Source organism: Paenibacillus sp. PvR133, from assembly GCF_017833155.1.
Lineage (GTDB): Bacteria > Bacillota > Bacilli > Paenibacillales > Paenibacillaceae > Paenibacillus > Paenibacillus polymyxa_B.
The window spans coordinates 4,073,869-4,099,650 of the sequence record NZ_JAFIBS010000001.1 but is presented as its reverse complement, the minus strand read 5'-3'; the positions used below and the strand labels follow the sequence as shown (position 1 = coordinate 4,099,650).

2 protein-coding genes are annotated in these 25,782 nt (G+C 47.5%); both read right to left on the bottom strand.

What is annotated here, in order from left to right:
• Positions 1–96: 96 nt before the first annotated feature.
• Positions 97–21,129: a non-ribosomal peptide synthase/polyketide synthase gene (locus JOE49_RS17785; RefSeq protein WP_209942229.1), complete on the bottom strand. Its 21,033-nt coding sequence runs from the start codon at positions 21,127–21,129 to the stop codon at positions 97–99.
• Positions 21,130–21,143: 14 nt separating this feature from the next.
• The gene (locus JOE49_RS17780) at positions 21,144–25,769 is read right to left on the bottom strand and encodes a non-ribosomal peptide synthetase (protein ID WP_209942220.1); all 4,626 of its coding nucleotides are present in this window, start codon (positions 25,767–25,769) and stop codon (positions 21,144–21,146) included.
• Positions 25,770–25,782: the final 13 nt, after the last annotated feature.

The window sequence follows — 25,782 nt, the reverse complement described above, 5'->3', positions numbered from 1 at the left end:
TGGTTTGTTTAGATTGCCCCAAAGCCATTTGAAAGCTTTGGGGCCCAGTTTCCCTATTTTGAACTCGGAGCTTGTTTTTAATGCCTTGAGTGAAAATTAGGTGGACATTATTCCATTTTCGTCTGTTACTAGTAAATTCGCTAGCTCTGTTTCCAACAACGCTTTAACGGTTTCTGGATTTTCTTCAAAAGGAAGTTCCAGTGAGATTTGCAATACATTTTCCACATGCTGAACAGTAAAGAAAATGATTGGATCCCGATAGATGTCCCTCTCTTCTGGCTCGATATTTTTAAACAGCTGATATTTATCTGACGCTTCGCCAAGGTAATTGAAGACAATAGGTAGCTTATTCAGGCTATGCTTCAGATACCTGTTAGACTGCGGATACAACGAAGCCATTTCATCATTGTATATGAGATTTAGAAAATTCAGGTTACGCGATACGGCCAACTGCATACTGTTTCTGATCTCATGCCCATGTTCATCCGCATCTGTAAGCAGTACAGGGATTTGGTCTATAAATTCACCTATAATATCAAAATACTGCTTGTCCTCGTATGCCCGTCCATAATTGGTGAGAAGAATAGGAATCTCGTCCACTTGCAAATATCTGCGGAAAAAGCGGTTAGCTAGGCGTATAGCCAAGTCCCACATGTGTCCGATTGCGTCAGAATCATTCCAATCTGCAAGTTCTACTGTCACATCTGTGCCCGTTGTATGGTTGCGCTCATCAATTGCGAGGACTACAGCATCCGAAGCAGCAGCAAATGCGGACAAGTGAAATTTGTCAACAATCTCTTGATCACCCATGCCCTGAGGTCCTTTGCGGACCTGACTCACATAATCACGGTAGCTTCCTGCTAGTTGCCCTTTTACATTGCTCATATCATCATATGCACGGTACAACTCACTCTTAACGACCTCTCCGCTCATGCCATCATAGATGAGATGTGAACAAGGGAGCAGCAGCAAATGATCCCTTAAATTGAGGCGGACAAGCGCAATACGATATAATAAGTTTCCGGTTATTTCATAAGGGTTCATAAAGAATGCAGGCAATATATGTGAGAGTATACGATTTTGCATCTCTGCACCGTAGTTCGATAAATCTATCATTGGAATGTCCATGCGCTCCTTCATGGACAACATTTCCCATTCCCATCCGACATCCGTTTGGACCAACACACTTCTAAAGAGTTCATGGCGCTCTATCAGACGTTGCATGATTGCAGATAACCGTTCTACATCCAGCAGGTAACTATCAAAAGGAATGACACCTCCTGAGGATTGCGGATGCTCCAAATGATAATGTTGAGCGGGAGCAAGCGCATAGCGTTGTAAAGGCTCTCCTGCCAGCATCGTGCTATTCCATTGGTCATTCATCCGCAGCAGATGTTCCAGCCATTCCTCAGCATGCCGCTTCACAGCTTCATCGTCTACCATCGTATCTGTGTACAGCTTTTCACAGTCAGGTACTTGAGCAGCTGCTTCAAAAGGAAGCAAATGATGTGGATGAAGGTCAGGATGAAGGCGTGACAAAATGACTTTCTTTAGGGCCTCTGCTTGTATAGAATCAAAAGGATCTATGTGCAAAGTTAATTGATCTCGCCCTTCAACAGTTGTTGATTGGAAATGAGCATATACGTCATAAGCCTTTTCGATGATGTCGATTGCCTCGGCAATATCACGTGTTAACATATCCGGCATCGAAGTGTCTGCTCGCATATACTCTGACATTTGGCGAATAGTCTGATATTGAAACACCTGATTAATCCCTATTTCAATGCCAACAGCCTGACCCTGTGAAACCAATTGAATGGCTTTTAGGGAGTGTCCGCCTAAATCAAAATAGTTATCATCAATGCCAACAATACTGACACCCAGATTCTGTTTCCAAATATCTACCATTTGTCGTTCCATGTCGTTTCGCGGTGCTGCATATTCAACACCTGTTTGAATGTCTCCGTCCGGCACAGGAAGCAATTTACGATCAATTTTTCCGTTAGTGGTCAACGGCATTTTCTCCAATTGAACAAAATAGCTTGGCAGCATGTACATCGGAAGATTGGGAACCAACGCTGCTTTAAGTTCCTGAATGGTCATATCCCTATCAGCCACAAAATAAGCACATAAATCTTTTTGTCCTGATTCATTCTCACGAGCAATAACCACCGCTTTACGGATCGCAGGCAGGTTCATTATTTGCGCTTCCACTTCTCCAAGTTCAATTCGGTAACCCCGAATTTTCACCTGATGATCCATCCTGCCTAAATATTCAATATTTCCATCTGCCATCCATCGCGCCAAATCTCCTGTGCGGTACATACGTTTTCCTGGTTTGAAGGGGTCTGCTATAAATTTCTCATCTGTCAGCTCACGATTTCCCATATAACCTCGCCCTACTCCATCACCACCGATGTAGATTTCGCCTGCAATTCCTATCGGAACCAACTTCCGATTCATATCCATAATATATACGTGCTGGTTAGCCATTGGCTTGCCAATCGGCACCGTATGTGTCCAAGCTGTCATCGTCTCCCCGTCAATGTCGTACGCAGTTGTGTCTACGCAGCACTCGGTAGGACCATAAACATTAGTTATTTGCGGACGATATCCGGGCCGGGTGCTCAAAAATGTTTTAACGAGATGACCGGGCAGCGCCTCTGCCCCAAAAATAAAATGCTGTACATTCAGGTCTGCAACGGAGTCTTGCATTTCCGTCAGCATATGCATGTGTGCCGGTGTACCATCAGTAAAATCAATCCGTTGGGATCTGAAATAGTCAGCCAAACGATGACCATTGGTGCTAATCTCTCTCGGTACCACGTGAAGCGCATGCCCGAGAAGCAGGCATGGGAAAATTTGTTTCACTGATGCATCAAATACATACGGCGATAGCCATGCCATCCGCATTGGCGATTTGTATTTCTTATATACTTGTTCTCTAAATGCGGTTGTCATATTCACGACATTAGAGTGTTGAATCATCACTCCTTTGGGTTTGCCCGTCGTACCTGAGGTATACATCACATAAGCCAAATGGCCAGGGTCACAAACTTCAGCCAAGTTGGAACAGTCTTCTGCAGATAGCCTGTGACTATCAGGTGAAATGACCAGCACATCCGACGGTACCTTCGCGGCCATTTCTGGCATGGCAACCATAAGCTTAATATGGCTGTCTTGTAACATATAGAGCATACGTTCCTGCGGAAACTCAGGGTCGATAGGCACATATCCCCCACCAGCTTTTAAAATACCAAAAATCCCTACAATCATTTCGATAGAGCGCTCCATAATCATTCCGACCAATTGATCCGCCTGAACTCCTTCTGCTCTTAGCACGCGAGCCAGTTGGTTTGCACGCACATTTAATTCGTTATATGTGATCTGGCTATCTCCAAAAACTACAGCTACTTGATCTGGAGTCTTCTCTACCTGTTCTTCGAATAATTGATGAATGGTTTTTTCACTTGGGTATTTCACCGCGGTATTTCCCCAGACATCCAATATCATTTCGATTTCCTGTGACGTAATGATCTCAATTTCAGAAAGTTTTGTCTGTGGTTCATCTACAACAGCTTTAATCAACTGGAGAAAGTGATCGGCCATTCGTTTAATCGTGCTTCTCTTGTACAGGCTATCGGCATATGTGAAACTGAAAACCAAACCTTCAGAGCTTTCCATGGCCGTAAGTGTCAAATCGAATTTTGCCATATTCTGTTCGCCCGGGCACAGAGTAACCTGCAAGTCTTGGAATTCCGTCGTACCAGAGTCCATGTTATCTAGCTCAAAAAGAGTATCGAATAACGGATTTCGGCTCAGGTCCCTTTGTACATTCAGCTTCTCCACCAGCAATTCAAACGGATAATCCTGATGCTCAAAGGCATCAAGCACCTGGTCCTTCACTTCCTGAACATATTCGTAAAAAGACTTATCCCCTTCAGGAAAGCTCCGCAATGCAATCGTGTTGACAAACATCCCGACGACTGGCTGCAAATCATGATGCTGTCTACCTGCAATAGGTGTTCCAACAACGATATCCTCCTGACCGCTGTACTTGAACAATAGGGTCTTGTAGGCCGCCAGTAATACCATAAATAAGGTAGCTCCCGCCTGCAAACTGATATGTTTCAAACCGCTCACGTCCTGATGTGAAATGGCAAAGGAAACGGTGCTGCCCGAGGTGCTACGTGTTGCAGGTCTTTCAAAGTCGACTGGAATACCCAAAATCGGAATGTCGCCGCTCATTTGCTTGAGCCAGTATTCTTCTTGTTTTTCCATCCATGAGCTACCAATATCTCCTTGCTGCCATACCGCATAATCCTTGTATTGAATTCGCAAGGCGGGCAACGTTTTTTCTTCATACAGTGCGGGCAGCTCGTTCAGCAATATACTCATGGATACACCATCTGAAATCACATGATGCATGTCAAACATAAACCAATGACGCTGTGGAGATTCTTGCAAAAGAGCAGCTCGAAGTAACGGTGCCTTCCCAAGATCAAAAGGTCTGATAAATTGTCTCATCATTGCTCTTGCTTCGTTCTCGCCGTGTCCCTGCATAACCTCCAAAGTGAAATCGACATGGTCGTGAATCCGTTGTACCAGTTTATCATCTACGAATTCAAAAGAGGTTCGCAATGTATCATGACGCTGAACTAATTGCTTAAGCGCTCTTTCTAATCTTAAAAAATTCAGTTCCCCTTCCATCAAAAGCATGGCAGACATATTGTAGTTATTCATGCTGCTCAAAACGTATAGTCTATTTTGAGTTATAGATGCTGGATAACTGTCTCTCAATTCGGCAACAGGAATCGCTGCAAATGGATTTGGAGACAATTCATAAACAGCCTGCGCCATTTGCTCAATTGTTGGAAAGTCAAATACATAACGCAACGGTAACTCGATATTCAGTTCTTTGTGAATTTTTGCGGCCAACGCTGTCGCACGAAGTGAATGTCCGCCAATGGCAAAGAAATTATGATGAATTCCGACGGACGGAATGTCGAGTACCTCTCTCCAAATTTGTGCTAACTTCACTTCCATGGCAGTGCGCGGCGCTGCATATTCTGCAGTCAAATCAGCATGTTCCTCGAATGCCGGCAGTGCCTTGCGATCAATTTTCCCGTTCGGTGTCAGCGGCATGTTCTGCAGTTGTATAAAATACGACGGTACCATATAGTTCGGCAATTTTTCATTCAGCAAATTCAACATCATACTGCCGCTGATTTCTTTTTCAGCTACGTAGTAAGCAGCCAAATGATAGTCTCCCTGCTGATCTGCACGAGCCATGACAATAGATTCTTTAACACCGTCCACCTTAATAATTTGCGCTTCAATCTCACCGAGCTCAATCCGATACCCGCGGATTTTGACCTGATGGTCAATCCTACCCAAATATTCAATGTTTCCATCTGGCAACCATCGTGCCAAGTCACCTGTACGGTACATTCGCTCATAGCCAACTTCCTCTGCTGCAAACAGATTGGCTACGAATTTTTCTTTTGTCAGCTCTGGACGGTGTAGATAGCCGCGTGCCAGCCCCGGACCGGATACACACAGCTCACCAGGGACTCCTGCAGGTGAAAGATTTCCGTGTATATCCACCATATACACGCGGTGATTAGATACAGGCCGCCCGATGGATATGATTCCACCTAACTCAGAATTTTCTTCCGATACCGGCCAAAGAGACGTTGCAACGGAATTTTCGGTAGGACCATACGCATTGTAATAAGCCACCCGGTCCTTCCATTTGGACACCAGTTCTGCGGTAGAGGCCGATCCTGCTGTAAGCAGAACACGCAAATCAGGCATGCGATCCGGGTTCAGGTATACAGCATAGTTTGGCGGCAGCGTTGCAATTGTAATTTTGCAGGCAGCCATGTATTGCTCGAAACGTTCATAATTCAAAATAGTCTCGGAGGAAGGTATATACAATGTCGCTCCGCATAGTAAAGACTGGATTATTTCCGAGCATGACGTATCAAACGAATAACTGGCAAACATGACAACCCGATCGGACAAGCCAATACTCAACTTTTGCTCGAAGTAGGTTTTAAGATTACTAAGACCATGATGCTCAAGCATGACTCCCTTAGGTTGACCCGTCGTTCCGGACGTGTAGATGACATATGCTAGATCGTTTGGTCCCGATACAGCCTCCAAATTCGAACCGTTTTGATGGTATACGGACAGCATTTCCCCGCGTACATCCGCTTTTCTTGTATCGGAAGCAACTCCGTCCTGTTCACCGTCAAGCACCAACACCTTGCCTCCAAACAGCACCTTTTCCATCAGGTGCTGTTGCGTTAACAACAGTTCGGTACCTGAGTCGTCTAACATGTAGCGGATGCGTTCCTCCGGATAGGTTGGGTCTATCGGGATATATGCTCCCCCCGCCTTCAAAATTGCCAATATGCCCACAATCATATCTACGGAACGCTCTGTCATCAGACTAACCAGACTATCGGCTTTCACGCCATAGCTGCGTAAAGTACGGGCCAACCGGTTAGCGCGCTCGTTCAATTCATGGTAGGTCAATTGTTGACCTTCAAAATATACCGCTGTCTGATCCGAAGTCTGCAAAACCTGTTCCTCGAACAGTCCGTGAATTGTTTGTTCACGCGGATACTCTGCCGTGGTATTTCCCCACACCTGGATGATGTGCTCCCGCTCCTGCATAGTCAACAGATCCATTTCCTCAATTAAACTATCCGGATTCGCTATAATTTGATCCAGCAACTGCAGTAGATGTCCTTGAATCTGCGACACACTCAGATGATCATATACCTGGGCATTATAGGTAAAATCAATCCGTAGCGTATCTCCCTGAAATACTATGATGCTTAAATCGTAGCTTTCTTGCTCAGTATTGGCCTCTTCTAAAGCAGTCTCAAACACCATTCTATGGCCAAAGAGTGCCAGTTGTTGCACTTTCGTTGTAACCATTTCAGACATTGGAAAATGTTCATGTACCGCAGATTCATCGGTTTGCTGCTGCACTTTTCTCATCAACCCGATAAAGTTCGCTCCTGCTTGGGTTCGAATGCGAACTGGTAAGGTGTGGTTGCCCAGTCCAATTAAATGCTTCGATTCCAATATATCTGTCAAGGGACTTGATATGGAGCAAGCGAACACCACATCATCTGTACCGCTATACTTTTGCAATAAAATTCCCCAGGCTGTCTGCAGCAGCGTATTTATCGTCACCTGCTCATTCAGTGCAATTCGCTGCAGCGCCACCGTTCGTTCAACATTCAAATTAATCTCCAGATGCTCTGTCTGATATGGACTGCGCCCCATCAGATTGGCATATGGCAATTGAGGTGCTTCTTCATAGCCTTCGAGCAGAGTACTCCAGTAGCGAGAAGCCTTTAGGGTGTCCCTATGTTTTTTTAGAATCCCTTTGTCTTCTTCCGAAATCAGCGCCAATTCGCCCAGCTTAGTATTGGGATCGGCTACAACGGTTTTGACCAACTGTACAAAATGCCTTGCCATACTTTCTATCGTTTCCCGTTTAAACAAAGATGTAGTGTACAGAAATTGGAGCTGGATAGATGCTTCCTCCTCACTGACTTCAAGCGTCAGGTCGAATTTCGCAGAAACCTGCTCTATGCCAAAAGAGCGGAAGAACAACTTGTCCAACTTCACTTCTTTTTTCTCCACATTCTGCAATACAAACATCGTGTCGAACAACGGATTACGGCTCATATCTCGTTTCAGGTCGAGCTTTTCCACCAGCTCCTCAAACGGATAATCCTGATGCGCATATGCTTGCAGTGCACATGTCTTGGCGTCCTCAATGCAGTTATAAAACGTCTGTTCAGCGTGAGGATGATTACGTAATGCGAGCGTGCCGACAAACATACCGAGCATAGACTCCAGGTCAGCATGCGGTCTACCTGCAATCGGAGTACCGACAATGATGTCTTCCTGCCCTGTGTAATAATGCAACAATGCTGTGTATGCAGTCATAAGTACCATGTACAGCGTAGAATCCGTGTGCACCGCCAGTTCTTTTAAAGACTGGGTCAATTCCTGTCCCATTTCAAATTCAACAGCGTCACCTTTCGTACATCGTGTTGCCGGACGCTCAAAATCAGTTGGCAAATCCAGTTGAGGCAAATCACCACTAAATCTATTCAGCCAGTACTCTCCCTCACTCTTTATTCGCTCCTGCTGAGTTTTGCTATGCTGCCACACAGCATAGTCCGTATATTGAATACGCAGCGGAGATAATACTTCACCGCTATATAAGCGGGCAAAATCACCAGCTAATATTTCAATGGATACCCCGTCTGAAACGATGTGGTGCATATCAAGCAGCAATAAGTGCTGCGGCTCCTGTCCTTCTTCGTCCAATCCCCATTTGACCAGCTTTACACGTAGCAACGGAGCGATCCTCAAGTCAAATGGGCGCACAAAGGAACGGGTATGTTCTTTTGCTAAATTCTCAAGCATAAGTTCATTGGATTCTGTCCGCAGTTCTGATATTGTGGCATATTCCAACTCAAAGTGAATCGTATCGTGCACCCGCTGCATCGGCACACCATTCACCAGTTCAAAGCTTGTCCGTAGGGCCGCATGACGTGAAATTAATTGATGGAATACCTCTTCCACCTGTTTCATATCTATCGGACCGATTACTCTCAGTGCTGATGTGGTGTTATAGCTTATTCCATCAGGATCCAGCTGGTGAAGCACATACATCCGTGTCTGTGCGAAAGAAAGCGGGTAAGTGTCGCGTTTTTCAGCCACAGGAATGGATGCATATGTGATTTGATCCTGTTCTTCAAGCAAGGCCGCCAATTGCTCGATCGTCGGTGCCTCAAATATGTTTTGCAATTCCATCGGTTTATTTAAATCTTTGCGAACTCTAGAAGTCAGTGTCGTCGCCCGTAGCGAATGACCACCAATTTCAAAGAAATTTTCGTTGATGCCTACTTGCGGTAGACCCAGTACATCCTGCCAGATATCTGCTAATTTTATTTCCATCCATGTTCGCGGTGCAACATGGTCGGCCAAACGATCTTCTGGTATCGGCAGCGCCTTACGGTCAATTTTACCGTTCGGTGTAAGAGGTACATTCTGCAACTGAATGAAATGTGAAGGGACCATATAATTTGGGAGTTCTTCATTTAACATCTTGCGAAGCTCGCTCCCCGTCACTTCCCGTTCCGCCACGTAGTAGGCAACCAGTTCGTGTTGGTTTTGGCTATTTGCATGTGCCAGTACGATGGCCTCTTGCATGCGATCTGCCTTCAGCATAGCCGCCTCAACCTCGCCCAGTTCAATCCGGTAACCGCGAATTTTGACCTGATGGTCAATCCTGCCCAGGTACTCAATGTTGCCGTCAGGCATCCATCTTGCTAGGTCGCCTGTCCGATACATGCGTTCATAGCCCGCTTCCCCATCTGCAAACGGATTAGCCACAAATTGTTCAGCCGTTAATTCCGGGCGGTGCAGGTAACCGCGTGCCAGTCCTGGGCCGGATACGCACAGTTCACCGGGGATTCCAGATGGTGCAAGCTGTCCATGTGCATCGACCATGTACACGCGGTGATTCAGTACAGGGCGTCCGATTGATATAGCCCCCCCTGCTTCGGGACCTCTCGGTACAGGCCAGACAGACGTTGCTATGGAATTTTCCGTTGGACCGTAGGCGTTAACATAGGTCACACCGTCTCTCCATTTAGTAACCAGCTCAGTGCTGGTCGACGATCCGGCCGTGAACAGGATGCGTAGTTCCGGCATTCGTTCTGGGCTCAAATATATGGCATAGGTTGGGGGCAGCGTTGCAATTGTAATGTGATGATCCGCCATATACTGCTCAAACTTGTCATAGCTGAGAATGGTCTCTGATGTCGGGATACATAAAGTGGCCCCATTGAAGAGCGCCTGAAGCATTTCCCAGCATGCCGCATCAAAGGAAAAGCTGGCGAACGATACAACACGGTCGGAACTGCTGATTCGCAATGTCTCCCTGAAATACGTATGCAGATTGCAGAGTCCACGATGCTCGAGCATGACTCCCTTAGGCTGGCCTGTCGTTCCAGACGTATAGATTACATACGCTAGGTTATGAGGACCGGATGTGGCTTCCAAATTCGAACCATCCCTGTGATATGCGGATATAGCTTTTCCTTTTGCCTCAGCCGTACTTGCATCCGCACTGCCTTCGCCCATTTCTGCATCCAACAGCAGTACCTTGTCCCTAAATTCCACTTTTTCAACCAAATGCTGCTGCGTTAACAGCAGTTCCGTACCTGAATCGTCCAGCATATAACGGATGCGGTTCTCCGGATAAGTCGGATCGATCGGAATGTAGGCGCCCCCTGCCTTCAAAATACCCAAGATGCCGACAATCATGTCAATCGATCGCTCTGTCATCAGGCCGACTAGGTCGTCTGCCATCACACCGTTACTGCGTAAAGTACGCGCCAGACGGTTCGCTCGCTCATTTAATTCACGGTAGGTCACTTGCGCTCCTTCAAAATATACAGCTACCTGCTCCGGTGTTCGCAAGACCTGCTCCTCAAACAACCCGTGAATCGTCTGCTCACGTGGATATGCTGCTGTCGTGTTACACCAAGCATCCAGCATTTGCTCGCGTTCCTGCGCGGTTAATATATCCAGCTCGCAAATCCGGCCAGCTGGATTGATCTTGATTTGCTCCAGCAGTTGCAGCAAATGCCCCTGGATCTGCTCTACCCTTTCATAATCATATACCTGGGCATTGTAACCAAAATGAACTCGTAGCGTCTCTCCCGGTAACACCACGATGTTAAAATCATAATTCGTCTGCTCAACCGCTCCTGCTCCGGTTATTTTAAAATCAGCTTCCTCCCTTTCACCTAATTGCTCAATTTGTTCATCCACCGGATAGTTCTCAAATACCATAATATGATTAATCAGTTCCACTTTTTGCTCTGCCTGTGCCTGAATCTCATAGAGTGGGAACGTTTCGTATGATCCCGAAGCAAGCGCCTGTCGCTGAGTTTGCTTCATCAGCTCTGTAAATGCAGTTGCTTGCCCGCCTTGAATACGTACGGGGACCGTGTTAATGAATAGTCCAATCATCTGCTCTACTCCGGCAATGTCCGCTGGACGTCCAGATACCACGCTCCCGAAAACGACATCCTCTGTGCGATTATACTTTTGCAACAAAACACCCCAGGCCGTTTGCATCAGCGTGTTTATCGTTACCTGTTCTTGCTTTGCCAATTGCAGTAGGGCCGTTGTTAGGTCTATACCCAAATCAAATTCCAGATATTCGGCCTCATATCCCTGGGTCTTCCCTGTTTTGGCCTGCGGCAAGACCGCCGTCTCCTTATAGCCCCGCAGGTAGTCGCTCCAATACTCCGCTGCTTCCTGACGGTTCTGCCCCTCCAGCCATTCGATGTATCGGCTGTAGGGTGTTACCACAGGCAATTGCGGTTGCTTCCCTTCTGCTAGGGCGGTATATCCTCCAAAGACTTCGTTGGTAACCAGCGACAAACACCAGCCATCCATTATGATGTGGTGGAAGCTCCATACAAAATGGTATGAATCATCTGATGTACGCAAGATAGATACACGCATCAGTGCATCCTTTGCCAGATCAAAGCCCCTCTGCTGATCTCGACGCGTGAACTCCTCGATATACTGCTCTTGCGCCGACTTCTCCTTCTCACGTATATCCTCTACGTACAGTTCTCCGCGTTTATTCCGGTACACCACTTGCAGCGGCTGGTCCTGCAAATCGCTCCGGAAGTTGGTCCGCAGAGCTGAATGACGCTGTACCAACAAGTCCAGACTGGCGGCGAATGCAGCGAGATCCAGCGTTCCCTTCAATTCAAAGGTGGACTGCTCCACATAGGCGATCGACTGGGAATCCAGCATGTTGTGAAACAGCATGCCTTTTTGCATCGGCGTCATGGGGTACATATTCTCAAGCTCTCCGTCAGGCTGAATCTGCTCCACCATCTGGTCCAGTTCTTCAAGGCTTAAGTCCGAAAGCAGCACATCACTTGGTGTCAATTCGGAGTGCTCCCGAGATGCACAATGCTGAATCACTTCCAGCACGTTCTGCTTGAATTGCTCTGCTAGTTGCTCAGCAGCATTTTGTTGGAGTGCCTTAATGTTGTATTGAATACTTAGTTCCAGCATGCCATCTGTAACGAGTCCTCCCACGTCCATAACACAGGACATTTGGGTCAATTCATGAGTATTAGCTCCGCTGGAATATGGAGAAAAATGCATGCCGCTATGCTGCAGTGTCTGATCAAATTCGCCCAAATAATTAAAGCTGATCTGTGGCTCGGCGTATGTTGCCCCGGACGGTCCATTCTGGCTGAGATATCTCCAGATGCCATACCCAATTCCTTTATGTGGAATGCTGCGCAGCATCTCCTTCATCCGTTTGATGTGCCCGGAGATATCATCTTCCCGGTTAATCCGCAGCAGTACCGGGTATTGACTCGTAAACCAGCCAATCGTCCGTGATATATCCGTATCCTTTATGATTTCTTCCCGGCCATGGCCTTCGAGAAGAATCGCAACCTTTTCACTGCCAGTCCAAGCGCTTAACGTCTTGCCTAGTGCCGTCAACAACAGATCATTCACTTCTGTGTTGTACGCGCGGTGGGCTTGCTTCAGTAGTTGATCAGTCTCTTCCTTCGTAAGCCTCACATTTACGATACCCATGTCTTGCTGCATAAACTTATCGCTATGCTCTTGGGACACTGGAAGTTGGGGCGACTCGGATGCCGCCAGTTCATTCAATTGCTCCCAGTATACGTGCTCACTTTCCATCTCAAGGCTGTCAGCATAGGCTGACAACCGCTCCGACCAGACCCGGAAGGAGTCTGTTTTCGTCGGGAGCTGTATGGTTTCTCCACGTACAGCCTGCTCATAGGCATTCGACAAATCCTCCAACAGTATCCGCCACGATACGCCGTCTACCACCATATGATGAATAGCCAGTAGCAGATGGTCCCCATCAGCGCAGTGGAACAGGCCCACTTTCAGCAGAGGTCCTTCATCCAGTCGGATGTTACTCTGAATAGTGCTGGCCCAGGCTTCTATAGCTTGACCCAATGTGGGACCGATCGGCACGTCTTTGAAATCGGCCACTTCCAGATCATACAGCTTTCCTTCCTTCACTCCGCGGTTCCACGCTTCCCAGCCTTGCTCTGCCTTGCGGAACACCATCCGCAACGCGTCATGGTGCACCACCAACTGCGTCAGTGCCTGGCGTAGCGGCTCTTCCTCGAATCCCTGCTCCCGGTAAAGCATAACCGCCTGATTAAAGTGGTCCGGCACAGGCTGCTCTTGTTCCACAAACCACTGCTGAATCGGTGTCAGCAGCACAGCTCCGCTGACCTCTTCCTGATCAGCTAATTGGGTATCCGACACACGCAGGTGCGTAGCTAGCTCAGCAACCTCAGGGTACTTAAACAAGTCTTTGATATCCAGCTTGTATCCTGCCTGCAGTAGGCGTGAGGATACCTGAATCGCCTTGATCGAGTCCCCGCCCCGATCAAAAAATTGATCCGTCAATCCGACCGGACCGCCGCCCAGTACAGCCTCCCACACACGAGCCAGAACCTGCTCCTCTGCCGTCCGTGGAGCCCTATATTCCTGCGTAGAACGGGAAATCTGTTCTGGTGCCGGCAATGCCTTACGGTCGATTTTGCCGTTGGGTGTGAGCGGCATTTGCTCCACCTGAACAAAGTGCGAGGGAACCATATAATTCGGGAGTTCTTCACTCAGCTGCTTGCGAAGCTCACTCCCCATTACTTCCCGTTCCGCCACGTAGTAGGCAACCAGTTCGTGTTGGTTTTGGTTTGTCGCATGGGCCAGTACGCTGACCTCTTGGATACGATCTATTTTCAGCATAGCCGACTCGACCTCGCCCAGCTCAATTCGGTAGCCGCGAATTTTAACTTGTTGATCCATCCGTCCAGCGTATTCCAATGTACCGTCTTCACGCCAGCGAACAAGGTCTCCCGTGCAGTATAGGCGATCTCCGTCCACCCACGGATTAGCAAGAAATCTCTCAGCCGTCAATTCAGGACGGTTCAAGTAACCGCGTGCGACTCCGTCTCCGCCAACAACCAGCTCACCCCATGCTCCAATCGGCTGCAGGTTAAACGCCGAATCGACCACATACGCCGTCGAATTGCGGATAGGACGCCCGATCGGCACAGAATCAAGCTGTTCTTCCTTAATATGATAAGCCGTCGAAAAAGTAGTATTTTCCGTTGGTCCATAGCCGTTAATGATATTCATGTCCGGATTATCCCGTAACACCCGGTTAATATGCGGCGCAGACAGCACGTCGCCTCCGACCAGCAAATACTTCACATCTCCGAACAATTTACTGTCCTGCTGCGAAAGCTGATTAAATAGCGGTGTAGTCAGCCACATCATGGTGATGCGATGATCCCGTATGGTCTCCTTGAGCTTAGCTGCGTCCAAAAGATCATCCTTATGCACGAGTACAAGCTGACCACCGTTCAGTAGCGCCCCCCAAATTTCAAACGTAGACACATCAAATACAAATGCGCAAGTCTGCAACATTCGAATTGATTCATCGAACGGCACATAATCCGTATTACGTACCAATCGCACGACACTTTGATGCTCAACAACGACGCCCTTAGGCTTGCCAGTTGATCCCGAGGTATAGATGACATAAGCAGCATGTTCGCCCGCTCCATCTATCCCCAAATTGGAAGCATCCGAACTGTAGGACGTATCATCATTCAGATTGACAATCTGTCCATCAAAATAGCAACGATCCAGTAAATCTTGTTGAGTCAGCAGCAGTTTGGCTCCCGAATCCTCCAGCATATAGCGAATACGATCTTCGGGATATTGAGGATCTATCGGCACATACGCGCCTCCAACCTTCAAAATAGCCAACGTTCCGATAATCATATCCAACGAACGCTCCGTTAGAATGCCGACAGGCTCATCGGCCTTCACTCCAGCAGTCTGTAGCGTATGCGCTAATCGGTTAGCCTTCTCATTGAGTTCCCGATAGGTCAACGATTGATGATCCAAAGTGACGGCCACGTGATCTGGCGTACATTCAGCCTGCTCCTCAAACAGCTTTTGGATTGTCTGATTGCGCGGATATACAGAAGCCGTGTCGTTAAACTCGCCTGTAATCTGTTGTCTTTCCGCCGTTGTCACCATTTCCAGTTCTTCAACGCGAATATACGGGTTGAACGAAATTTGCTCCAGCAGACGGGCAAAATGTCCATACAGACGCTCAATCCCGGTTTGATCAAAGCTCAATGCGTTATACATAAAACGAATCTTGATGCCTTCTCCCGGCATCACGACAACATTCAAATCGTAGTTGGTTTGTTCTGTGACCACCACGTTCGAAATCGTGAATGGTTCCTGCCCATCACTTCCCAGCTGTTCTACCTGCTGTTCCACCGGATAATTTTCGAATACCATAATGTGCTTGATTAAATCCTGCTTCTGCTCGGTCAGTGCCTGAATTTCATATAGCGGGAAAGTGTCATAGGCATTGGCAGAAAGCGCCTGCCTCTGAGTTTGCTTCATTAACTCAGCAAATGCAGTTGCCGGTCCACCTTGAATACGGACTGGTATGGTATTAATGAAAAGTCCGATCATTTGCTCTACTCCCGCAATGTCCGCTGGACGTCCCGATACCACACTACCGAAAACGACATCCTCTGTGCGGTTATATTTTTGCAGCAAAACACCCCAGGCTGTTTGCATCAGCGTATTTATCGTCACCTGTTCTTGCTTTGCCAGCTTCTGAAGTTCCGCCGTCAGGTCTATACCTAAATCAAATTCCAGATATTCAGCCTCATATCCCTTCGCCTTCCCTGTTTTGGCCTGAGGCAAGACCGTCGTCTCCTCATGGCCCTGCAGATAACTACTCCAATACTCCGCTGCTTCCTGACGGTTCTGCTCCTCCAGCCATTCGATGTATCGACTGTATGGTGTTACCACAGGGAATTGCGGTGGCTTTCCTTCTGTAAGGGTGGTATATCCTCCAAAGACCTCATTGGTGACCAGTGACAAGCACCAGCCGTCCATTATGATGTGATGGAAGCTCCATACAAAATGGTATGAATCGTCTGATGTACGGAAGATGGATACCCTCATCAGCGTATCCTTTGCCAGATCAAACCCCTTCTGCTGATCCCGACGCGCGAACTCCTCGATATACTGCTCCTGCGCCGCCTTCTCCTTCTCACGTATATCCTCCACGTACAAATCTCCGCGTTTACTCCGGTATACCACTTGCAAGGGCTCATCCTGCAAATCGCTCCGGAAGTTAGTCCGCAGTGTTGAATGACGCTGCACCAGCAAGTCCAGACTGGCAGCAAACGCTACGAGATCCAGCGTTCCCTTCAGTTTAAAGGTGGACTGCTCCACATACGCACTGGACCGGGAATCCAGCATGTTGTGGAACAGCATGCCTTTTTGCATCGGCGTCATGGGGTATATATTCTCAAGCTCTCCGTCAGGCTGAATCTGCTCCACCATCCGGTCCAATGCTTCCAGGCTTAGACCCGAAAGACCCGAAAGCAGCACATCACTTGGCGTCAATTCAGAACGCTCCCGTGATACACAGTGGCGGATCACTTCCAGCACGTTCTGCTTGAGTTCCCTGGCTAGTTTTATTACATTATCTTCCTGTAATACTTTTGTGTTATAACGAATATCCAGCTCGAGCATTTCATCTGTTACAATGCCCCCCACATCCAGGGAACACGGCATTCTGGTCTGTTCGTTAACATCTGCTCCACTGGAGTACGGTGACATGCGCGTTTCGCTGTGCCGCAGCGTCTGATCAAATTCACCCAAATAATTAAAGCTGATCTGTGGCTCGGCGTATGTTGCCCCGGACGGTCCGTTCTGGCTGAGATATCTCCAGATGCCGTATCCAATCCCTTTATGTGGAATGCTGCGTAACATCTCCTTCATCCGTTTGATGTACCCGGAGATATCATCTTCCCGATTAATCCGCAGCAGCACCGGGTATTGACTCGTAAACCAGCCGACCGTTCGTGATATATCCGTATCCTTCATGATATCTTCCCGGCCATGGCCTTCCAGAAGAATTGCAACCTGATCACTGCCAGTCCAAGTGCTTAACGTCATGCCGAGCGCCGTCAGCAACAGATCGTTCACTTCTGTGTTGTACGCGCGATGGGCCTGCTTTAGCAGTTGATCAGTCTCTTCTTTCGTGAATTTCAAGCTCAAAGTAGCTGTGTTATTTATGGTCAATGGTTTTTTATTATATTCCAGCAATTCTGAAAGTTTTAAAGACTCGTATGCCGTCAATTCATTCAATTGCTCCCAGTATACGTGCTCACTTTCCATCTCAAGGCTGTCGGCATAGGCTGACAACCGCTCCGACCAGACCCGGAAGGAGTCTGTTTTCGTCGGGAGCTGTATGGTTTCTCCACGTACAGCCTGCTCATAGGCATTCGACAAATCCTCCAACAGTATCCGCCACGATACGCCGTCTACCACCATATGATGAATAGCCAGTAGCAGATGGTCCCCATCAGCGCAGTGGAACAGGCCCACTTTCAGCAGAGGTCCTTCATCCAGTCGGATGTTACTCTGAATAGTGCTGGCCTGGGCTTCTATAGCTTGACCCAATGTGGGACCGATCGGCACGTCTTTGAAATCGGCCACTTCCAGATCATACAGCTTCCCTTCCTTCACTCCGCGGTTCCACGCTTCCCAGCCTTGCTCCGCCTTGCGGAACACCATCCGCAACGCATCATGGTGCACCACCAACTGCGTCAGTGCCTGGCGTAGCGGCTCTTCCTCGAATCCCTGCTCCCGGTAAAGCATAACCGCCTGATTAAAGTGGTCCGGCACAGGCTGCTCTTGTTCCACAAACCACTGCTGAATCGGTGTCAGCAGCACAGCTCCGCTGACCTCTTCCTGATCAGCTAATTGGGTATCCGACACACGCAGGTGCGTAGCTAGCTCAGCAACCTCAGGGTACTTAAACAAGTCTTTGATATCCAGCTTGTATCCTGCCTGCAGTAGGCGTGAGGATACCTGAATCGCCTTGATCGAGTCCCCGCCCCGATCAAAAAATTGATCCGTCAATCCGACCGGACCGCCGCCCAGTACAGCCTCCCACACACGAGCCAGAACCTGCTCCTCTGCCGTCCGTGGAGCACTATATTCCTGCGTGGAACGGGAAATCTGCTCCGGTGCCGGCAATGCCTTGCGGTCGATTTTGCCGTTGGGTGTGAGCGGCATTTGCTCCATCTGAACAAAGTGCGAGGGAACCATATAATTCGGGAGTTCTTCACTCAACTGCTTGCGAAGCTCGCTCCCCGTCACTTCCCGTTCCGCCACGTAGTAGGCAACCAGTTCGTGTTGGTTTTGGCTGTTAGCATGTGCCAGTACGATGACCTCTTGCATGCGATCTGCCTTCAGCATAGCCGTCTCAACTTCGCCCAGTTCAATCCGGTAACCGCGAATTTTGACCTGATGGTCAATCCGGCCCATGTACTCAATGTTGCCGTCAGGCAACCATCTTGCCAGGTCGCCTGTCCGATACATGCGTTCATAGCCCGCTTCCCCACCTGCAAACGGATTGGTCACAAATTGTTCAGCCGTTAATTCCGGACGGTGCAGGTAACCGCGTGCCAGTCCTGGGCCGGATACACACAACTCCCCTGCTATTCCAGCAGGTAAAAGATGACCAAGAGCATCGATCATGTACACCCGGTGGTTGGGTACGGGACGTCCTATGGAAATGGTATCGATTGCTCCGGGGTGCTCCGACACCGGCCAAATGGACGTTGCTACCGAGTTTTCTGTCGGTCCGTAACCATTAAAATAGGAGACCTGATCCTTCCACTTGGTTACGAGCTCCATCGAGGAAGCGGAACCAGCGGTGAACAGAATACGCAGATCCGGCATTCGTTCTGGGTTTAGATACACGGCGTAGGTAGGAGGTAATGCTGCCACCGTAATTTTATGATCCGCCATGTACTGTTCAAACTGGTTGTAGTTCAGTATGATTTCCGAAGTAGGCACGTAAAGTGTCGCGCCACAAAATAGCGCCTGGAATATTTCCCAGCAGGCAGCATCAAATGCGTAGCTCGCAAACAGTAGGGCACGATCTGACGGACTTATCTGCAATGTTTCATCAAAATACGTTTTCAGGTTACACAATCCATGGTGCTCCAGCATTACACCTTTAGGCAGTCCTGTAGTACCTGAAGTGTATATGACATAGGCTAGATCGTTTGCTCCTGATACAGCCTCCAGATTTGACCCTTCCATGTGATATATAGTTGGATCTTCATCCAATACTAGGACTTTTCCTCCAAAAGCGGCCTCTTTGACCTTTTCCACAAGATGGCTTTGCGTCAAAAGCAGGTCTGCACCGGAATCGTCAAATATATAACGGATACGTTCCTCTGGATATGACGGATCGATGGGTACATATGCCCCTCCTGCTTTAAGAATAGCGAGGATGCCGACCACCATATCTATAGAACGATCAGTCATGAGTCCAACCAGCCGATCGGTTGTTGTGCCGTAACTACGTAGGGTACGAGCTAGTCGGTTAGCACGTTCATTCAGCTCAGCATAAGTCAGACTGGAGTTCTCACAGACAACCGCTATTGTCTTCGGTGTCTTTTCTACTTGTTTTTCAAAACAAAGATGGATGGTATCACTAGAAGGATATGAGATCTGTACTCCGCTAAATTGGGATAAAACCTGACTTTTCTCTTCCGTCGTCAGAAATTCCAAATCGGAAATCAGTAGATCCGGCTGTTGAACAATCTGTTCCAGTCCCCGTTTAAGATGAGCTGCAATTAGCCTAATCCAATTTTCAACGTAAACCAGCCGATTGTAACTAAAAGTAACTTCATACTGTGATCCAGGAACGACAATCACATTAAAATCATAGTTGGTCTGTACAATATCCTCCACGTCGGTGACCTGAAGTGTATCAGGACCTTTTTCCGCATGAATAAGCTCCTCTGAATAAGGATAGTTCTCAAAAACAACAATATGACGGAGTAAATTTTGTTTCAAATCCGTGTGATTCTGAATATCTGCCAAGGAAGAATAAGAGTACTGAGTAGACTCGATGTTGGAGTTTTGCACAGATATAAGCAGATCCGAAAATCTCTGGTCCACATCACTGGTTATGCGTGTTGGTATTGTGTTAATGAACAATCCCACCATATTTTCAATTCCCGGAACTTCATCTGGTCTGCCGGATACTACGGACCCGAACACAACATCCCGGCTGTGGTTGTACATTTGAAGCAATAATCCCCATACCGTCTGAAATACAGTGCTGACTGTCGTGTGGTAGTGTTTAGCTATTCTCTCCATTCCTTGAGTCAATTCTTTCCCCAGCTTGCATGTGTAACGGTCTGCTTCGAAGATTGGATTCAATGGACGGTTATAGCCCGGTAAAATCGTTTCATTTTCAAGCCCATTTAAATACCCCTGCCAATAGGCTGTCGCTTCTTCCTTGTCCTGTTGCTCCAGCCACTGAATAAAACTGCTGTACGGATATACCGTATCCAATTGTGCAGGCACTCCGGACCGAAGGGAAGTATAGATGGTGAAAAATTCCTGGGCTACCGTTCCCATGCACCAACCATCCATTATAATGTGATGAACACTCCAGACAAGCCTGCAAGAGTCATCATCCCATTGAAACAGGGCAAGCCGAATCGGAACATCTTTTTCCAAGTCAAAACCCGCTTGACGCTCTGTCTTTAAAAAGTCAGTAAAATGCCCCCTTTTCTCAGCTTCAGGAAAAACACTGATATTTTCGAAATGAACCGGCAACGCATCACGTTCTTCCAAGACAATTTGAAGCGGACGTTCTGTTTCTTTATACATAAAAATGGTACGGAATATATCATATCGATTCATGAGCTGCTGCAAGCTTTGCTGAACCAGATGAACATCCAGCACTTCATTAAAGGTAATAACGGTCTGCTCAAAGTAAGCTTCTGATTTTGCGTCGAGGATGGAATGAAACAACATTCCCTCCTGCATCGGGGACAGCGGATAGATATCTTTAATATTTACCTGTGCCAAATCGTTCACCTTTCCTTTATCCATGCAGAATTTGAGTTTCAACTTGCGGATATCCTTTATTTCAACAGATTTCCCAGCTTATCTGATAATCGGCTTGATATTTGTTCAAATTGCCCCATAGACAATTGATTATATGTAAAATCCGTAGGGCTGCGCTCCGCCTGATCCTTAGTGCAACAATGATGGATAATATTCAATAGATGTTTTTTAAAGCCGATCGTTAATCGCTCTACCGTCGCTGCACCATATTCAAGCCCGTTATATTCAAATCCAAACCGAAGGATTCCGTTTGTGATCATGCCGTTAATGTCAAATGTATTCGTCTTTTCCGTACGCGGGCTTCTCTCACCATTGGCTAAGTCTGCTAATCGAGAAATACGCCAAGGCATGTCTGCGCTGTTTTCTTCGTCGAATTGTCCCAAATAATTGAAGCTAATTTCCGGGAATGGTGCTGCGACTAGAGAAGCGGATTTAGTCTGGTCTTTGGTCAAATAACGTAAAATACCATAACCGATGCCCTTATTAGGCACCCGCCGCAGCTTATCTTTAACCATTTTGATCTGATAGGCCAAATTTTCGGGTCTGATGACCTCGATTACAAAAGGATACAGGGAGGTAAACCAGCCGACTGTACGAGAGATGTCCAAATCTTTAATGATCTCCTCCCTGCCGTGCCCCTCCAGCAAAATCGGGATTTCGTTGTAACCGCTCCAATCATAAAAAGCCAGACCCAAGGCTGTAAGTAACAGATCATTCATTTCCGTATGATAGGCATGATGTACATGCTTCAACAGCTTTTCCGTCTCATCCCTGCCGAGTACCACCTCCGCTAGGCGTCGATCCTGTATCAGGCTAACCGCGATTTCATGATCCCTTGGCAATCGACGCATCCTGCGTGAATCTACATTGTTCCAGTAGCTGATTTCTTGGCGTACCTGTACACTTTCGGCGTAAGTAGTCAGTCCTGAAGCCCACTCTTTGTAAGCATCCGTCTTGGCAGGCAGATTCGGCATCTCACCGCAAGCTACCTGATCATAGGCGGTGCCCAAATCTTCCAGCAAAATTCTCCAAGACACACCGTCTACAATAAGATGGTGGATAACGATCATCAGATGATCTTCACCGGACAAATGGAATAAAGCCAAACATATGAGAGGACCTCGTTGCAGATCCAAACTGCTTTGCAGCTCATCGCCAATGTGTCGGATTTCTTCTTCAGGCCGGCTTGATTGTGTCAAATCATAGCTCGTTAATGTAAAGAACTCACCTTCGTTCACTCCCCTGTTATAGGCGGGGGCTCCCTTTTCCTCTTCCACAAAAATGATGCGTAATGCATCGTGATGGGCTACCAGCTTGTCCATAGCGTTTTTCAGCCATAATTCATTCCATCCTCCGTCATTTTGTAGCATGACCGCCTGATTATAATGGTGACGATCTCTCCGATGATGCTGAAAAAAATCGAGTTGAATGGGTGTCAATTCTACCTCACCCTCTACAATCCCCTGGGGAATGATACGGGTGATTTTTTTTATAAACGGTGCTATCAAGTGAATTTCAGGGTAACGGAATAAGTCCTTTACTTCCATTTTCAGGCCTTTGGCATTTAAGCGGATTGCAATTTGCAAGGCTTTAATCGAGTCCCCGCCAAGCTCGAAAAAGTTGTTGTGTAATCCAATTGGTTTAACGCCAATCACTTCTTCCCAGATCAAAGCGATTGTTTTTTCCAATTCATCCTGTGGTGCCTCATACACGCTATCCAACAGTGCTATTTCATCCGGTTCGGGCAGATTGGATCGGTCTATTTTCCCGTTATGGGTCAATGGCAACTGTTCCAATACAATGATTTGGGCTGGAACCATGTAGACTGGTAACTGCTGAGCCAGTTTATCTCGCAGCATGTCTTTCTCAGCTGCACCTGCAACATAGGCACATAAGTACTTTTGTCCCGCCGTGTCCAGTCGATCAACAACAACCGCCTGGCGTACTCCTTCCGTTTCGAGCAAAATAGATTCAATTTCTCCAGGCTCAATCCGGTATCCGCGAATTTTATATTGGTAGTCAGCTCGCCCGATAAAATCTATATTCCCATCTGGCTGCCAGCGTGCCAGATCCCCCGTACGATACAAGCGTCCACCGGGCGAGAAAGGATCAGACACGAATTTCTCCGCTGTAAGCTCCGGTCTGTTCAGATATCCCCGCGCTACAGAAGCCCCACCAATACACAGCTCGCCCGTTACACCGACAGGGACCGGACGCATCCTTTCATCAACAATATATAACTTATGATTCGGTAGAGCTCTGCCGATAGGGACAATTCCGGACAGCGGCAATTTTTCCAGCTCGTCCTCATAAAAGCTAGATTCGATTGCGGCTTCGGTAACTCCATACGTATTAATAATCCGCATCTTGCTGCCAAAACGTGTCAACATCTTACGGTAATCTGCAACAGCCAAGCTATCTGCTCCAGTAGTAAGCAGCTTTAGGGAACTGATATTTGTACCATGCTCATAGATGTAATTCAATAGCAGAGATAAAAGCACAGGAGGCGTCTCAAACGTAGTAATCTCCTGCTGCTCCAACAGTGTAGCCAGGGTAGCTGGATCATTTCTCACGTTTTCAGGACAAATGACCAAGGTACCTCCATTGACAAATGCCTTGGCCAAATCGCATGCAAACACATCAAACGACATGCTGGCAATTTGCAGTAGCTTAACAGGGAAATCTTTAAATCCTTGGCTGTGTCTGTAACCGAGTGCGGTGTTGACATATTGTTGATGTTCAACCATAACGCCTTTGGGCTTACCTGTGGTACCCGATGTATAAATGACATACGCCAAAGAGCTGGGCTCATATGTGGAGATATACTGCTTGTTCGAATCCATCTCGGGCTGGAGTGGCAAGGTAGCGAGATCGACTACCTCGCCCATAAAATCCATTGTTTTCAGCCAGCCCGTCAGGTGAGATTGCGTAAGCACAATCGTCGTTCCACAGTCACGCAGCATATATTCAATACGCTCTTCTGGATACACGGGATCTACTGGCACATAAGCAGCTCCGGCTTTCATAATTCCCAGCACCGCCACTATCATCTCAACAGACCTGTCAACCATGACAGCGACCAGACTCTCCCGTGTAATTCCACGCTTCTGCAAAAAATGGGCAAGAGCGTCCGCTCTATCATTGAGTTGTCTGTAAGTGAGCATCGTATCTTCATATATGACGGCTGCTAGTTCTGGTGTACGCTCCGTCTGCGCTTCGAATAGCCCGTGAAAAGTAAGTGCAGGAAACTGGACAGCGGGTCCGCTCCATATTTTCGTCAAATTAGCCTCTTCTTCGGTTGTTAACAGCCGAACGTCACGGAGGCAAACATCTGCATTGCTGGCAACTTGGAGGAAGACATGCTTCAAATGATGGGCCAGATGCTTCATCGCTTCACTGTTGTATACCTTGCCGTTATAGGACAATATGAAACTCATTGCCTTCTTGTCTTCAACTTCAATATTAAAGTCATACGGTATTTCTTCGAATAACCGGGCGTCCTCAATAATGAATCCAAGTTTGTCTTGCCAGTCCCGTCTCCCGATCATGTTTTCCAGCGGATAGTTCTCGAATACAACGATATGATCAAGCAAGCGTTGCTTGAGTGCAGATTGCGACTGGATTTCAGCAAGTGAACAGTATCCGTTCATCCTTCCTTGGACAGAGGCTCTCTGGACATCGCGCAACAATTCAACAAAACTCTTTTCTTCATTTAATCTAATTCGTAATGGAATAGTGTTAATGAACAATCCCACAATTCGCTCTACTTCATCCAATTCCGACGGGCGGCCAGATACCACCGTGCCAAAAACTACGTCCTTGCTTCCGTTGTAACGGCCAAGTACAATTCCCCAGGCGGCCAGAAAAAGACTGCTGAGCGTGGTCCCATTGCATTCAGCAATCGCACGCAAAGTGCTGGTCTCTTTTTCCGTCAGCGTCGTTCTATATTCCTGCAGCAGATAGCCACCTTTTTCAGGAGTTGTAGCTGAAGTTTTTAGCATCGGAAGTCCGGCCGTTTGTTCGTAACCTTGTAATACAGAACTCCAGTAGTCCTTGGCCGCCTCCTGATCCTGTTCTTCAAGCCAGTCGGCATACCCGGTGTAAGGTCGTGGTTCAGGCAATTGAACGGAACGGCCTGTACGATAGGCCTCATAGGCCGTTAACAACTCGTCCATTATGATGCCAAGACACCAGCCGTCCATAATAATATGGTGAAAACTTAAAAGCAACGTATAAGCATCTTTATCCGTTTGGAGTACAGCCATCCGGATGAGCATATCCCTGCTCAAATCGTAATGGGTGTTACGGTCCACATCCATAAATCTACGAATAGCGTCGGCTTGCTCCTTTCCGGTCAGCTCTGTCATATTTTCGTAAGTAATCGCCGTGTTTCGCTTTTTAAAGACAATCAGCCGCGAACGAGAAGCGGATTTATGATAAATGTTCGAGCGCAGCGTTTCATGACGCTGAACCAGTAGCTGAAAGCTTTTTTGCAGGGCATTCCAATCCAAATCTCCCCGAATAGAAATACGTAATTGCTCGTAATAAGCCTGTGATTCTGGTTCCATCAGCGCATGAACGAGCATTCCTTCCTGTAAGGGAGTCAAGTTGACCACTTTTTCAATTTCAAGTCCTTTGATCATGGATATCCTCCTC